The sequence below is a fragment of the Paenibacillus sp. FSL L8-0644 genome (assembly GCF_038008165.1).
Taxonomy (GTDB): Bacteria; Bacillota; Bacilli; order Paenibacillales; family Paenibacillaceae; genus Paenibacillus; species Paenibacillus polymyxa_D.
Map to the genome: position 1 here is coordinate 115,001 of NZ_JBBOYN010000001.1, position 16,184 is coordinate 131,184.

Consider the following 16,184-nt stretch of genomic DNA (forward strand, 5'->3'; position numbering starts at 1 on the left):
TGCGATGGAAACATTCAAATATGAAGCGTAAGCTTCAAAACTCAGGTTTAGGCCTGTTACTCACTCGTTGCTCAGTTTTGAGAGCTCAAACTCTCAAGCTTCGACGAATACTTCATTCACACATTCGTGTGGAACCGAAATATTCATCGGGTTTCGCTTCGATGAAGCGAATTGCACCTTGAAAACTGGATACCGAAACGAAATTGCGTTTTAGAATATTCCTTTAAGCTGATCTTGTGTAAACAAGTGAAATAAAGGTAGCAGATAAGGAAAGATCTTTTGCCTTTGGCAAAAATCATTCTTTATCGAACATCGACATTTTCTTTTATCAAAGAAAAGTCTAGGTTAAGCTACAAAGAGCACACGGAGGATGCCTAGGCGCCAGGAGCCGACGAAGGACGTGGCGAACAACGATAAAGCCTCGGGGAGCTGTAAGCAAGCTTTGATCCGGGGATGTCCGAATGGGGAAACCCGGCTGTCTTCATCGACAGTCACTTTCTGCTGAATACATAGGCAGAATAGAGGCAGACCAGGGGAACTGAAACATCTAAGTACCCTGAGGAAGAGAAAACAATAGTGATTCCGTCAGTAGCGGCGAGCGAACGCGGATTAGCCCAAACCAAGGAGCTTGCTCCTTGGGGTTGTGGGACGTCTCACATGGAGTTACAAAGGAACCGGTTAGATGAAGAGGTCTGGAAAGGCCCGCCAGAGAAGGTAAAAGCCCTGTAGTTCAAAACTTGTTCTCTCCGAGACGGATCCCGAGTAGTGCGGGGCACGTGAAACCCCGTATGAATCCGGCAGGACCATCTGCCAAGGCTAAATACTCCCTGGCGACCGATAGTGAAGCAGTACCGTGAGGGAAAGGTGAAAAGCACCCCGGAAGGGGAGTGAAATAGATCCTGAAACCGTGTGCTTACAAGAAGTCAGAGCCCTATTTATGGGTGATGGCGTGCCTTTTGTAGAATGAACCGGCGAGTTACGTTCCCGTGCAAGGTTAAGGTGAAGAGCTGAAGCCGCAGCGAAAGCGAGTCTGAATAGGGCGACTTGAGTACGTGGACGTAGACCCGAAACCGGGTGATCTACCCCTGTCCAGGGTGAAGGTGCGGTAACACGCACTGGAGGCCCGAACCCACGCATGTTGAAAAATGCGGGGATGAGGTGGGGGTAGCGGAGAAATTCCAATCGAACCCGGAGATAGCTGGTTCTCCCCGAAATAGCTTTAGGGCTAGCCTCGGAAAGAAGAATCGTGGAGGTAGAGCACTGATTGGGTGCGGGGCCCGCAAGGGTTACCAAGCTCAGTCAAACTCCGAATGCCATAGATTTAGTTCCGGGAGTCAGACAGTGAGTGCTAAGATCCATTGTCGAAAGGGAAACAGCCCAGACCATCAGCTAAGGTCCCCAAGTGTGTGTTAAGTGGGAAAGGATGTGGAGTTGCACAGACAACCAGGATGTTGGCTTAGAAGCAGCCACCATTGAAAGAGTGCGTAATAGCTCACTGGTCGAGTGACTCTGCGCCGAAAATGTAACGGGGCTAAACACACCACCGAAGCTATGGCTTGATGCTTGCATCAGGGGTAGGGGAGCGTTGAATGCGGGTTGAAGGTGTACCGTAAGGAGCGCTGGACTGCATTCAAGTGAGAATGCCGGTATGAGTAACGAAAAGATCTGTGAGAATCAGATCCGCCGAAAGCCTAAGGGTTCCTGAGGAAGGTTCGTCCGCTCAGGGTAAGTCGGGACCTAAGGCGAGGCCGATAGGCGTAGTCGAAGGACAACAGGTCGAAATTCCTGTACCACCGTAATCCGCTATGAGCGATGGGGTGACGCAGTAGGGTAGTGACGCGGACTGATGGATGTCCGTCTAAGCAGTGAGGCTGGTGTGTAGGCAAATCCGCACATCGTTAAGGCTGGGCTGTGATGGGGAGCGAAAATTATAGTAGCGAAGGTCATGATCTCAGACTGCCAAGAAAAGCCTCTAGCCAGGAGAAGGTGCCCGTACCGCAAACCGACACAGGTAGGCGAGAAGAGAATTCTAAGGCGCGCGGAAGAACTCTCGTTAAGGAACTCGGCAAAATGACCCCGTAACTTCGGGAGAAGGGGTGCCTCGGTAGGGTGAATAGCCCGAGGGGGCCGCAGTGAAAAGGCCCAAGCGACTGTTTAGCAAAAACACAGGTCTGTGCGAAGCCGCAAGGCGAAGTATACGGGCTGACGCCTGCCCGGTGCTGGAAGGTTAAGGGGAGTGGTAAGCCCTTCGGGGCGAAGCTATGAACCGAAGCCCCAGTAAACGGCGGCCGTAACTATAACGGTCCTAAGGTAGCGAAATTCCTTGTCAGGTAAATTCTGACCCGCACGAATGGCGTAACGACTTGGGCGCTGTCTCAACGAGAGATCCGGTGAAATTTTAATACCTGTGAAGATGCAGGTTACCCGCGACAAGACGGAAAGACCCCATGGAGCTTTACTGCAGCTTGATATTGAATTTGGGTACGATCTGTACAGGATAGGTGGGAGCCGTTGAGCCTTGAGCGCCAGCTTGAGGGGAGGCATCCTTGGGATACCACCCTGATCGTATCTAGGTTCTAACTTGGTACCGTGAACCGGTGCGAGGACAGTGTCAGGTGGGCAGTTTGACTGGGGCGGTCGCCTCCTAAAGAGTAACGGAGGCGCCCCAAGGTTCCCTCAGAATGGTTGGAAATCATTCGAAGAGTGCAAAGGCAGAAGGGAGCTTGACTGCGAGACCTACAAGTCGAGCAGGGACGAAAGTCGGGCTTAGTGATCCGGTGGTACCGCATGGAAGGGCCATCGCTCAACGGATAAAAGCTACCCTGGGGATAACAGGCTTATCTCCCCCAAGAGTCCACATCGACGGGGAGGTTTGGCACCTCGATGTCGGCTCATCGCATCCTGGGGCTGAAGTAGGTCCCAAGGGTTGGGCTGTTCGCCCATTAAAGCGGTACGCGAGCTGGGTTCAGAACGTCGTGAGACAGTTCGGTCCCTATCTGTCGTGGGCGTAGGAAATTTGAGAGGAGCTGTCCTTAGTACGAGAGGACCGGGATGGACGTACCGCTGGTGTACCAGTTGTTCCGCCAGGAGCACCGCTGGGTAGCTATGTACGGAAGGGATAAGCGCTGAAAGCATCTAAGCGTGAAGCCCCCCTCAAGATGAGATTTCCCAGTATGTAAGACCCCTTGAAGACGACGAGGTAGATAGGTTGGGGGTGGAAGTGCAGTAATGCATGGAGCTGACCAATACTAATCGGTCGAGGGCTTATCCTAAGATAAAACGCAAATAAGTTTCGGATCCAGTTTTCAGGGTGTAAGTTTTGTATTGTATAAGCACAAGTGGCTTATATGGAACAAGCGAACACACAGCATTTGGCGATGCTGATTCCTGAAAAAGAATTTGCTCAGCAGATTCATGTTTGGTGGCGATAGCGGAGGGGTTCCACACGTACCCATCCCGAACACGACCGTTAAGCCCTCCAGCGCCGATGGTACTTGGACCGCAGGGTCCTGGGAGAGTAGGACGTCGCCAAGCAACAAGTAAAGAGGACCATGATCTCAATGAGATCATGGTCCTCTTTGGTATATTAGGGTACAAACCACTTGTATAATTGCTTCTATGCTGCGCATTCAAAGAAGAGATACGCTCTTGTGAATAGCTATTACTCTTAAAAACGCTTATTTTTAAAGGTTGTCCTCCGTAGGAGTACAGTTGTTTGTACAGGGAAATACTAAAGGTTAGGGCTATTGTTGAAGGCTTGACACCCCTATACCGCTTTGCTAAGATTGCAATAATATATTTTCAGAGAGCCTTGATTTGTCCATGTCGGACAGACAACAAGACCAATACAGACTAAACAATTTGAAGGAGGATCATCTTGGTGTGGGAAGATAAATTCGGTAAGGAAGGCCTTACCTTTGACGATGTTTTGCTGGTACCTCGCAAGTCGGTGGTTCTGCCCAAAGAAGTAAGCGTGGCGACACGTTTGAGTGATAACGTAAAGCTGAATATTCCTTTGATGAGTGCTGGTATGGATACTGTTACTGAGGCAGTGTTGGCAATCGCGATGGCTCGTGAGGGCGGTATCGGTATTATTCATAAAAATATGTCGATTGAACAGCAAGCGGTAGAGGTGGATCGGGTTAAACGTTCTGAGAGCGGTGTTATCACCAATCCATTCTCATTGACTCCGGATCATTTGGTATCTGATGCTGAAGCAGTTATGGGTAAATACCGTATTTCTGGTGTACCTGTTGTAAACGAAGAAAACAAACTGGTGGGTATTATTACTAACCGTGATCTTCGCTTTATTCACGATTTTAACCTTAAAATCAGTGAAGTCATGACGAAGGAAGAACTGGTAACTGCACCTGTAGGTACGACTTTACAGGAAGCGGAAGTCATTTTGCAAAAGCATAAGATTGAAAAGCTCCCTTTGGTTGATGATGAAAATTATCTCAAAGGTCTTATCACCATTAAAGATATTGAGAAAGCTATTCAATTTCCGAACGCAGCGAAAGATGCACAAGGTCGTCTTCTGGTCGGTGCGGCTGTTGGTATTTCCAAGGATACATTTGATCGGACTGAAGCACTTGTAAAAGCGGGTGTGGATATGATTGTTGTGGACTCTGCTCACGGCCATCATATTAACATCATTGAAGCGGTCCGCAAGCTGCGTGAAGCTTATCCTGATCTGACGATTGTAGCAGGTAATGTAGCTACTGGAGACGGAACGCGCGAATTGATTGAAGCAGGAGCATCGGTCGTAAAAGTCGGTATTGGTCCAGGCTCCATCTGTACAACACGCGTAATCGCAGGGATAGGTGTTCCACAAGTAACAGCAATTTATGATTGTGCAACAGTAGCACGTGAATATAATATTCCGATTATTGCAGACGGCGGTATTAAATACTCCGGTGAAATTACAAAGGCCATTGCGGCAGGCGCTTCTGCGGTAATGCTGGGAAGTCTTTTTGCAGGTACGGAAGAAAGCCCGGGCGAATCTGAAATTTATCAAGGACGCCGCTTTAAAGTATATCGTGGTATGGGCTCTATGGCTGCGATGAAGCAAGGTAGTAAAGATCGTTATTTCCAAGATGACGACAAGAAATTGGTACCGGAAGGCATTGAAGGACGCGTTGCTTATAAAGGACCACTTTCCGACACTGTCCATCAGCTGTTGGGCGGTCTTCGTTCCGGTATGGGTTATTGCGGTACAGCTAATATTGAGGAGCTTCGTAACGATACAAGCTTTATCCGTATTACAGGTGCTGGTCTGCGTGAGAGCCATCCGCATGATGTGCAAATTACGAAAGAAGCACCAAACTACTCTCTATAAAGTTCGGCTGTAGTAGACTTGACGACAGGCAGAGCGTATTTCGCTCTGCCTGTCTTTTTTTAGAGATACCCCTGTGATAGAATAGACAAGTGTCCGCCTTTATGACGAAATTATTGACGAATTAGGGCACGTAGGTCTTTTGGATGATTCCTACCAGTAAAGAAGATTCGAGCAGAAAATGCTCATGACAGGATACAACTAAGAAAACGAAATAAAACGAAATGAAACTGGATTTTAACACTAAAACATTAATTACATTGGCCAAGTAGAGGCTGTAACCACCGTCTCGTTGTACATAACGGATCGGGTTGAGGTACGAGAGGAGTTTGTATTCATTTGAAAGCGAACAATTTAAAGCAAAATACAAAACGCAGCATGATTAAAAAGAGCGTGACTGCAGTCATGGTGCTCAATATGATGTATATGTCGGCATTGCCTGTTGTAGGCAATTTCGATCCGAGCGTGGCTACTTTTGCAGCTGGAGCGGCAACACAGGCAACCAATATTACGGGGACAGGTTCTATTAACCCCCCTAGTCTGGCACTACGTTCTGCCATTTTGATCGAGCCTTCCACGGGGCAAGTATTGCTGTCTATGAATCCAGATGAGCCACTTCCACCAGCAAGTATGACTAAAATGATGACAGAATACATCGTGGCTGAACAGGTTAAGCAAGGCAAACTCAAGTGGACGGATAAGGTTACGGTTAACGAGAATGCTTCTAAGAGCATTGGATCACGTATTTTTTTGGCTCAAGGGGATCAACATACGGTAGAAGAGCTTTATATTGCCATGGCGGTAGGTTCTGCTAATGATGCAACAGTAGCCCTTGCTGAACGCGTATCCGGAACTGAGCAGGATTTTGTAAAACTAATGAATGAAACAGCTCAGAAAATGGGCATGAAAAATACGTATTTTATCAACTCGACTGGTTTGGACCGTGGTGATATGCCGAAAGGCTTCCAGCCGGATACAGACCGGGAAACGGTGATGACAGCGAGAGATGCAGCTACTCTGGCTGGTTACATCATTAAAGATCATCCGGATTACACACGATTCACGACAATTCAATCTTACAAATTCCGTCCTACTGACAAGGCGCCGATTATTAACTATAACTGGATGCTGGAAGCAAACAAAAATATTACTAACTTTAGAAAGTTTGCTTACCCAGGTTTAGACGGGATGAAAACAGGCCATACGGCCAATGCTGGCAACTGTTTTACAGGAACCGCTGAACGCAATGGAATGCGTCTCATCAGTGTAGTTATGGGAGCTGATTCAGATGCACACCGTTTTACAGAGACAGCTAAAGTGCTGAACTATGGTTTTGATAATTTTGAAGTGAAGCAGGTTATTGCCCCAAAGACGGTGGTTAAGGGTGTTGAGAATGTGCCAGTGACCAAAGGTACGGAAACAGAAGTGCCGATCGTTACAAAAGATGCAGTAAGTTTTATCGTACCCAAGGGTGCGAGCAATCCCAAGGTAACCTTTACAACGAACATTACACCAGCAAGCTCTCTTGTAGCACCTTTGAAGCAAGGGGCCAAAGTCGGAACCATTACGTACACGTACAAGACAGACGGTGTGGATAAAGGGCAGACGAAAACCGTTGATCTGGTTACTACGACAGCAGTAGAAGAGGGCGGCTGGTTCCGAATGCTTTTCCGGGCAATCGGTGATTTCTTCGGAGATCTGTTCCAAGGAATTAAGAATCTCTTCTAAATAAGCAGAGCTAAGCGACCTACCTTGTTTTTCATTACTTATTTTGCAGCTTGAAATGATTGTGTATTTGGCATTGGTGCGGTAAAATATTTAGTTAGAATCTAAACGTAACCCTTACAGGAGGCAACGACATGGAAACGGGAACTTCGCGTGTAAAAAGAGGTATGGCAGAGATGCAAAAAGGTGGCGTAATCATGGATGTCATGAACGCTGAGCAGGCTAAAATTGCAGAGGCAGCAGGAGCTACAGCTGTAATGGCTCTTGAACGGGTACCTTCGGATATCCGTGCAGCTGGTGGGGTTGCTCGTATGGCTGACCCAACGATTGTGGAAGAAGTTATGAAGGTTGTTTCTATTCCTGTTATGGCTAAGGCTCGCATCGGTCACTTTGTAGAGGCAAAGGTACTGGAATCTCTCGGTGTTGACTATCTCGATGAGAGCGAAGTATTGACACCTGCGGATGAAGTTTTCCATATTGATAAGCGGGAGTTCACCGTTCCATTTGTTTGTGGAGCCAAGGATCTGGGAGAAGCACTGCGTCGCATTGGTGAGGGTGCATCTATGATCCGTACGAAGGGTGAACCGGGAACTGGGAATATTGTTGAGGCCGTTCGTCATATGCGTTTTATCAATGGTCAAATTCGCAAGGTGCAAAACTTGTCGAAGGACGAGCTGTATGCAGAAGCGAAAAACCTCGGAGTTGCATATGAACTGCTGTTAGAAGTGCATGAGCTTGGCAAGCTGCCAGTGGTTAACTTTGCAGCGGGTGGTGTAGCAACACCTGCTGATGCCGCGTTAATGATGCATTTAGGCGCTGATGGCGTCTTTGTAGGTTCTGGTATTTTCAAGTCGGATAGCCCTGAGAAGTTTGCACGGGCAATCGTGGAAGCGACCACTCATTATACGGATTACAAGCTGATCGCAGAAGTCTCCAAGAATTTGGGAACTCCTATGAAAGGCATTGAAATTTCCAAACTGGCACCGCATGAGCGCATGCAGGATCGTGGTTGGTAAGAAAGAAGGGACCGGCATGAAAATAGGTGTATTGTCGCTGCAAGGCGCTGTAGCTGAACATATACGAAGCGTTGAACGTGCGGGTGCGGAAGGTATAGCGGTGAAGAAGATCGAACAGCTCGATGAGCTGTCCGGTCTTATCATTCCCGGTGGTGAAAGTACCACTATCGGTAAGCTAATGCGCAAGTATGACTTTATAGAGGCTATACGTCAGTTTTCCAATCAAGGCAAGCCTGTATTTGGCACTTGCGCAGGATTGATTGTACTGGCTAAAACGATTCAAGGACAGGAAGAAGCACATTTGGGACTCATGGATATTACAGTATCGCGTAATGCATTTGGTCGCCAAAGAGACAGCTTTGAAACAGACTTGAACATTAAAGGGATTGAGGAACCGGTTCGTGCCGTATTTATACGCGCACCATTAATACAGTCTGTTGGAACGGGAGTAGATGTGCTGTCTGAGTATAACGGCGAGATCGTGGCAGCCCGTCAGGGTCATTTGCTGGCTTCATCCTTCCATCCGGAGTTAACAGACGATTACCGGTTACATCAATATTTTGTGGATATGGTCCGCGAATAGTGAAAGTCAGGTTTGTAGTGTAGGAGGGATTACCTGTGTTAGATATAAAGATTTTACGTAATGAGCTTGGTAGGGTTGAGAAAGCTTTGCAGAACAGGGGGAAATCTCTGGATCTGATTAATGGTTTTACAGATCTGGATGTAAGCCGTCGTGAGTTACTTCAGGAAAGTGAAGGGCTCAAAAATCGTCGGAACGTGGTATCCGGTGAAGTAGCCAAGTTGAAGAAGAATAAGGAAAATGCGGATGATCTTATTGCAGAAATGCGTCAAGTCTCCGATCGTATCAAAGAATTAGATGAGCAAGTACGCGAACTGGAAGTTCAGATCGACGAATTGGTGATGTCTATTCCGAATATTCCTAATGAAACAGTACCTGTAGGTGCATCGGAAGAGGATAATGTAGAAATCCGTCGCTGGTCGGAGCCGCGCGAGTTTTCTTTTACACCCAAAGCGCATTGGGAATTGGCTCAGGATCTAGACATTCTTGATTTTGAGGCAGCAGCCAAGGTAACAGGTTCTCGTTTTACGTTCTACAAAGGACTGGGAGCAAGATTAGAGCGCGCGCTGATTAACTTTATGATGGATCTGCACAGCAGTGAGCATGGTTATGAAGAAATGCTTCCTCCATACATTGTAAATCGGGACAGCTTGTATGGAACGGGTCAACTTCCGAAGTTTGAAGAAGATTTGTTCAAGCTGCGTGATACGGAGTATTATCTTATTCCTACGGCCGAAGTTCCGGTAACGAACTACCACCGTGAAGAGATTATGAATGCGGAACAGCTTCCGAAATATTATGTGGCATACAGCTCTTGCTTTCGCTCGGAGGCAGGATCAGCAGGACGTGATACACGTGGCCTGATCCGTCAGCATCAGTTCAATAAAGTAGAGATGCTTAAGCTGGTTCACCCGGATACCTCTTATGAGGAATTGGAGAAAATGACGAATAACGCTGAGCGTGTTTTACAGCTGCTCGGACTTCCATATCGTGTGCTGGCACTTTGCACGGGAGATATGGGTTTTACATCTGCCAAAACGTACGATCTGGAAGTATGGTTGCCTGAGAGTGGCATGTACCGCGAGATTTCTTCTTGTTCAAACACAGAAGACTTCCAAGCGCGTCGTGCGAACATCCGGTTTCGTCCAGATTCGAAGGCGAAGCCTGAATTTGTACATACGCTGAACGGCTCAGGATTGGCTGTAGGGCGGACGGTGGCTGCTATTTTGGAGAACTATCAGCAAGAGGATGGAAGCATCGTGATCCCAGAAGTACTGCGTTCATACATGCGAGGCATTGAGGTTATTGCTCCTAAACAGTAAGTATTGCATTCTTAGAAATTCTGTGGTAAAATAATTTTGTTGCGCCTGAGTATGTTTAAAAGGGAAGCAGCTTTATCCATTTACCACCTGGAGAGGTACCGAAGCGGTCATAACGGGGCGGTCTTGAAAACCGTTAGAGTGCAAGCTCACATGGGTTCGAATCCCATCCTCTCCGCCATATTCTAAATAAACCAAGCCATTCAAATACGATAGCTGGTACATTAGCCTTTAGATGCTAATGATCAGGAATCGTGGAGAATGGTTTTTTTGTTGTATAAAAAGCTCGGTTTTTTCACACGTTATCAGATATGGAGGTGCTGGCATGAATCGAGAAATGACAGTAGATCAGCAAAAGCTGGTAGAGGCCTGGCAGGAACAACTGCCGATTCTTTTGAATTCAGGGGATAAATCGCAGGTACAGGCAGATGAAGCTGACAACCGGGCTATACGAATCCACATCGAGGTAGAAGGCCGACAAATGTACTCCTTTGATTTTGCATGTACTTATGTAGATTCCCGGGAAGTGCAGGTTAGCTTAGTCGATGTAGAGCGGGATGGACAGTCTGTAGATGAACGAACAGATATCATTCAACAGCTGGTGTCCGATTATACTCGGCATATTCACCAATGTGCCCAAACATTACAGTCATTGACGCATTCGTAGTATGAAGGAATGAGGAGGAAGGATACATGACAAAAGCCAAAAACGGACTGGATAAAAACCTATCTAACATTGTTGATGATTTGGAGCAACGTCCAGTGAATAGTCATCAGGCACAGCAAGTGCAGCAGGATCGTAATGATCGCCGTCATCAGGATTCACTAAACCACGATAAAACAGAAGATCTACACCATCTATAGTCCTATTTTTAATGGTAATAAACGGATTTGTTGATGTACCACAAATATAGACTGAGAATGGAGGATGCATAAATGGGCAAGCCTAAAGCCATTCCTGTCCCTGAAGCACAGGATTCTGGTGGAAGTAACGAAAAGCGTGAGCGTAGTCATCAGCAGGAGCCGTTATCTGGTTCCAAGAAGGTGAAACAGCGGAATCACGTGGATCATCATAACAGAGAAGGTTCATAAGCAGGAAGACCTTTCTCCTAAAAATATATTGCATCGATAGTACACCCTGGTTAGGAGAACCAGGGTGTCTTTGTGCTTATTGTAAGAAAATTTTCCAATAAGTGTTTCGCTGTTTGAGAATATGAGTTAAAATAGGAGGTGTGTATTTTTTTTGTTAGCATAAAAAAAGGGGTTAATTACGAGAGGAGAGAATCTACACAATGAGTAAAAAGTTATCCGTCTTGGTACTCACTATGGTGTTGCTTTTGACGGTAGCCCTGGTAGGTTGTAGCAAGAAGTTAGAACCGAAGGAAGCAGTTACGACCGGTACTGCAAATGCAATGAAGTTGAATTCTTATGAATCCAAAAGTCAATTTACCGTTAAGGATCTGACAATTTCATCCGCTACTTTACCAAGTGAACAAAGTGCAATGATAACCAGTATGCTGAAAAATGCAGACATTACGCTGGACGGTGTATATCAAAAAGAACCTTTCCAATCTGAAATGACGCTCGGCATTCATTTGAAAGGTGATCTTTCCACCAGCTTCACGATTCCAATGGTGATGACTAAAGATAAACTGTACGTTAAAATTCCTAATATTCCATTTTACCCGCTTCCACAGGATGTTGTAGGTAAATTCCTGATCATTGATCCACAAGAACTGGCTAAACAATCGGGACAAGAATTTAACCCTGCAGCCATGGATCAAGAAAAATCGCAGAAATTTGCGAATGAAGTGATCGCTGCGATTATGAACGAGTATGATCAAGCTACGTACTTCTTTGATATTGATCCTAAAGACGCTAAGTTGCCACAAGGCGTTGAAGCTAAACAAGTAGTTCAGTTTAAAATAACGAACGACAACGTGAAGCAAGCAACCAATACATTTATCACTAAGGCGCTTCCTAAAGTCCTTGATATAATGTCTAAGGACGAATATGCTAGCATGCTTCAAGTGAAGAAGGAAGAGCTGGCTGAAGCGAAGAAAGAACTGCAATCTAACACCAGTGAAGTTAGCAAAAAGCTGGATGAGTTGAAAAACTACTTGACAGTGAAGCAGTTTGACATTAATACAGCTTTGAACAAGGATAACATTCCTGTGTATCAAGACCTGAATGCGAATGTAGAGATGAATGATCCGGCTACAAAAGACAATGTGAAATTGTCTGTAACAGGCTACACGCAATACAACAAAATCAATGCTAAAGCAGCATTTAAAGTAGGTATTCCAACAGCTGATCAAGTCCTGACGATGGAACAACTGCAACAAAAAATGCAAACTGTTGCTCCTTAAGTATGGGATAACATGATTGCAAGAAAACCGCTCGGCATAGGCCGGGCGGTTTTTTGTTTACTTTTAATGTTGTCCCTGTACAGTCATTTAGCTCTGCCACACGTCATCCTCGGCTAAAAGTCCAAACATCTGGTGATCCTGCCATGTGCCCTGAATCTGTACAAGCTTGCGAGCAATGCCTTCTGGCCGAAAGCCACATTTTTCTAATACACGTTGTGAGCGATCATTATGCAAAAGAGTACCCGCTTGGAGACGATGTAGAGATAAGGCACGAAAGGCATATTGTATGATTAACTTTAAGGCAGCGGTCATATGCCCTTTACCCTGTTCATGATGATCCATCATGTAGCCGATATCAGCGAATTGTCCAACTCCACGTACTAGATTGGAAATGGAGATATAACCGATGAGCCGTTCTTCCTTTAAGAGAAAGATACCGAATACGTAACCTCGATCTTCTTCGGCTTGCCGCAATTTCTGACGGATGTAGTCCTGTTGTTTCTCTAATGTGAAAAATGAATCCTCGTAAAGCGGCTCATAAGGCGCATGGGAATCCCTATTTCGGTGCCTAAGGGCGAGAAGGGATTCGCTATCCGCCAAGCTAAATGGCCGTAAAAAGATACCTTGAGGCGTATTATACAAGCTCATAGGCATGGGGTGATCTCCTTCCATGGGGAATTAGCAATGAGATGAGGTATTTTGGACTGTGTCTCCTCAGAATGAAGACGGGGGAGGAGACAATTTGGCTGCCGCTCTTTTTTGCCGGAGATGCCGAAAGAAGCTCGTTAGCAGCGATGCACATTCCTCCTGCAGTACACCACTAGTTACTTCTGTACAATGATTGAACCGAGGCTCCTGTAATAAATTCATCAGCGTGCCTGCGCAGCCTGCCTTGGGATCTGTAGTGCCGTATATCAAATGGGGAACCCGTGATTGCACAATGGCTCCGGCGCACATTGGACACGGCTCCAGAGTGACATACAGCCTACAATCCAGCAGGCGCCAGGCACCTAAGTGCTCACTGGCCTGACGAATGGCGACCATCTCTGCATGTGCGGTTGGGTCAGCATCCGTCTCGCGCAAATTGTAGCCGCGACCGATGATTTCATTATCTTTTACGATGACAGCCCCGATAGGGACTTCACCTAACGTTTCTGCCTTATACGCTTCCTGAATGGCTTCTTTCATCCAATAGGCGTGATCCATGGTGGTCACTGGGAAAATGCTCCTTTCAAAACGCGGAATTATCCAACGAACAAATATTCCGTTGTTAACATGATGTGAATAAAATTGTGGATAACAAGGTACTTGTCCACAGGTTTATCCACAGTTTATAATAAAATCTGTGTATTTGTGGACTACCTGTGGATGATTATCTTTTATATTGTAGGCAAATCCTCGTCTATTGACAATACTGTACACAAGGTGTGTATTTATGTATATCCGGTAAATGTAAATGCTGGTATCACAGGCGCTATTACGGTATCATTGAGTTAGCAATTCCCAGTAATCGCCAGCATGCGGCAAGAGGTGAGAAATCAGTGTGTCGATAAAAATCAGAATAACGATCATTTTGTCGGGGTCCGTCCTGTTTATCCTTTTATTAAACATCGCACTTAATTATTACACGACCCACGAAAACCTAAGAAGTGACAGTGAAACTAAAATGGTTCTGACGGCTAAAATTATCGGAGGAGCTATCGAACAAACCCAACATAGCTGGGAGGCCGTTGACAAACAGCTCGGATATAATCTGTGGCTTTCTGCCACGTTGGCTGCCAATCAGCTCGATCCTGACATTCGAAATATTCAGCAGGAACAGCTTCAAAAGGTGGCCTCACTCCACAGAGATACTAATATTTCCTTGATGATTCGAGACGGGCAGGGGTATAAGGTTGTTAGATCCTCGGATCCTAAAGAAGTAACGCCATCCGATCCATTGACAGGATATTGGAAAAATGCAGTTGACCAATTATATGAGCACGGACAGGCTGCAATGGTGCAAGGTCAGAAACTGGATCATTTTTGGACGGGGTCATTTGACTACACCGGTTCAGACTCCTCAGATATTAACAAATGGGGATTTTATTATGATCAAAAACGTAACTACTTAATTCGAATTTCCTTTCAGGATACTTCAGTACAAAATTTCATAACCATCCTGAGCCCCGATGAGATCGTAAAGCAAACTCAACAAGTGGATTATCGCATCATGGAGATTACAGGAATTAACCCTGCAACCTTTGGTGGCGCTTCGATGGACAAGAACGGAAACGATTCGAAATACTATTACATGTACAACAAACCGATCCAATTCGGCACGTATCAACTAACAAGGGTGCAGGAAGATCGTTTGGCCGTGTCCAGAGCTATCCTCTCGGGGGAGAGTATTGTACAAGACTGCTATATTAAAGGTGAGCGGGTTCTCGTCAGTTACATACCTTTTTATCCGGCTAATCGTGATGCCTATGTTATCCGTATTGTTATGAATTATGATACGATCACTTCTGTTATTTCCAAGCAATTGATAAGTTTAATTGCCATTTCCATTGTCCTTTTAGAGGTTGTGATCATTGGAAGCTATGTGCTGGCAAGTCTGTTTGTCCGCCCAATTCAGTCGATTCTGGGGAAAGTGAATGAGATGGCTGACGGTCATTTTGATACACGGCTAGAAATAAAAGGTGGTCATGAGCTTGCACAGTTGGGTGAGCGCATCAATGCGATGGCCTACAACCTAGGGATGTACACGAGAAGACTCGAGCAGATGTATGAAGAGAACCGTTCTGTAAAGGAACATCTAGAATCGGTTATTAATCAGACAGCAGATGCGATTCATGTAACCGACGAGGAGGATCGCGTCGTTCGGGTCAATCATGCCTTTGAAGCTTTGTACGGCTGGACCAAGAAAGAATTGGTTGGTCGTAAGTTGGAATTTGTACCTCCACAGCAACAGGAGGAATATGAATTTCAGAAGAAGAGCCTGCTTCAGGGAGAGAGCATCGTATCAAGTGAGTCCCTTAGAATGCGGAAGGATGGAAGTACAGTAGAGATTAGTATGAGCACATCGCCTATTCTGGATGAAGAAGGCCAGATTTTGGGGTTTATCTGCGTGTCGCGTGATATCACGAGTCGCAACCGGATGGAGGAGTTGTTGCGCAGATCAGAGAAACTGACAACCGTCGGACAACTAGCTGCAGGCGTAGCGCATGAGATTCGTAATCCGCTAACCACGCTACGTGGCTTTCTCCAACTACAGCAGCAAAATCAAGTGTTGAATATGAAACACAACGATATTATGATGTCTGAGCTGGATCGCATTAATTTGATCGTTAGCGAGTTTTTAATACTGGCGAAGCCACAGGCAGTGCATTTTCAGAAAAAAGATGTTCGTTATATTGTGAGCGACGTGATTTCTTTACTAGATAGTCAGGCGCATCTGCTGGGCATTGTATTCAACCTTCAGGTTACGGACGAGCCTGCCCTGGTATACGCTGAAGAAAATCAGTTAAAGCAAGTATTCATTAATTTACTTAAAAATAGCATGGAGGCTATGAGTAAAGGTGGCATCATCACGATTCATTTGTTCTTGGAGGGAGAAAACGTTAAAATCTTCATACGGGACCAGGGAGCGGGTATTCCCGCAGAAATGCTGTCCAAGTTGGGAGAACCTTTTTTCACAAACAAAGAAACAGGTACAGGACTAGGACTTATGGTCAGCCAGCGTATTATACAGAGTCATAAAGGCACACTGGATATTGAAAGCACAGAGGGAGAGGGAACGACTGCCCTGGTGCAGCTTCCGATTGCCAAGCCGGAGTAACGAGCTGGGGCGCAGGAGGA

General features: G+C 46.0%; 12 protein-coding genes, 1 tRNA gene and 2 rRNA genes. 13 read left to right on the forward strand and 2 right to left on the reverse strand.

Annotated features, from left to right (window positions below):
* Positions 1–343: 343 nt before the first annotated feature.
* The 12 genes from NSS94_RS00430 to NSS94_RS00485 all read left to right on the forward strand — a co-directional run bounded on the left by NSS94_RS00430 (position 344) and on the right by NSS94_RS00485 (position 12,344).
* A 23S ribosomal RNA gene (locus NSS94_RS00430) occupies positions 344–3,272 on the forward strand.
* A gap of 145 nt (positions 3,273–3,417) precedes the next feature.
* Positions 3,418–3,534: ribosomal RNA gene (rrf, locus tag NSS94_RS00435) — 5S ribosomal RNA — on the forward strand.
* A gap of 346 nt (positions 3,535–3,880) precedes the next feature.
* The gene (guaB, locus tag NSS94_RS00440; protein WP_013308172.1) at positions 3,881–5,338 is read left to right on the forward strand and encodes an IMP dehydrogenase; all 1,458 of its coding nucleotides are present in this window, start codon (positions 3,881–3,883) and stop codon (positions 5,336–5,338) included.
* 336 nt (positions 5,339–5,674) lie between these two features.
* Positions 5,675–7,063, forward strand: a complete 1,389-nt coding sequence (locus NSS94_RS00445) for a D-alanyl-D-alanine carboxypeptidase family protein (RefSeq protein ID WP_029514963.1) — start codon at positions 5,675–5,677, stop codon at positions 7,061–7,063.
* 131 nt (positions 7,064–7,194) lie between these two features.
* Entirely contained in the window at positions 7,195–8,076 is an 882-nt protein-coding gene (gene pdxS, locus NSS94_RS00450) for a pyridoxal 5'-phosphate synthase lyase subunit PdxS (RefSeq protein WP_025720037.1), read from the forward strand.
* A gap of 16 nt (positions 8,077–8,092) precedes the next feature.
* Entirely contained in the window at positions 8,093–8,659 is a 567-nt protein-coding gene (gene pdxT, locus NSS94_RS00455) for a pyridoxal 5'-phosphate synthase glutaminase subunit PdxT (protein WP_340931149.1), read from the forward strand.
* Between the two features lie 35 nt (positions 8,660–8,694).
* A complete protein-coding gene (gene serS / locus NSS94_RS00460) occupies positions 8,695–9,978 on the forward strand; it encodes a serine--tRNA ligase (RefSeq protein ID WP_025720034.1) in 1,284 nt (427 codons plus the stop codon).
* A gap of 89 nt (positions 9,979–10,067) precedes the next feature.
* A tRNA-Ser gene (locus NSS94_RS00465) sits at positions 10,068–10,156 on the forward strand.
* 144 nt (positions 10,157–10,300) lie between these two features.
* Positions 10,301–10,642 carry a hypothetical protein gene (locus tag NSS94_RS00470; protein ID WP_029514958.1) on the forward strand — a complete coding sequence of 114 codons (342 nt, stop codon included), beginning with the start codon at positions 10,301–10,303 and terminating at the stop codon, positions 10,640–10,642.
* Between the two features lie 26 nt (positions 10,643–10,668).
* A complete protein-coding gene (locus tag NSS94_RS00475) occupies positions 10,669–10,839 on the forward strand; it encodes a hypothetical protein (RefSeq protein ID WP_007428073.1) in 171 nt (56 codons plus the stop codon).
* 72 nt (positions 10,840–10,911) lie between these two features.
* The gene (locus NSS94_RS00480; protein WP_029514956.1) at positions 10,912–11,067 is read left to right on the forward strand and encodes a small acid-soluble spore protein P; all 156 of its coding nucleotides are present in this window, start codon (positions 10,912–10,914) and stop codon (positions 11,065–11,067) included.
* Positions 11,068–11,267: 200 nt separating this feature from the next.
* A complete protein-coding gene (locus NSS94_RS00485; protein ID WP_165150530.1) occupies positions 11,268–12,344 on the forward strand; it encodes a hypothetical protein in 1,077 nt (358 codons plus the stop codon).
* An 87-nt stretch (positions 12,345–12,431) separates the two neighbouring features.
* On the opposite strand, the gene NSS94_RS00490 is transcribed toward NSS94_RS00485, so the two are convergent.
* Entirely contained in the window at positions 12,432–12,998 is a 567-nt protein-coding gene (locus NSS94_RS00490; protein ID WP_341038281.1) for a GNAT family N-acetyltransferase, read from the reverse strand.
* Between the two features lie 60 nt (positions 12,999–13,058).
* A complete protein-coding gene (gene tadA, locus NSS94_RS00495; protein ID WP_069011491.1) occupies positions 13,059–13,559 on the reverse strand; it encodes a tRNA adenosine(34) deaminase TadA in 501 nt (166 codons plus the stop codon).
* A gap of 328 nt (positions 13,560–13,887) precedes the next feature.
* Between tadA and NSS94_RS00500 the strand changes: the two genes are divergently transcribed.
* On the forward strand, positions 13,888–16,164 hold the full coding sequence (locus NSS94_RS00500; RefSeq protein WP_341038282.1) for a PAS domain S-box protein: 2,277 nt from the start codon (positions 13,888–13,890) through the stop codon (positions 16,162–16,164).
* Positions 16,165–16,184 lie beyond the last annotated feature (20 nt).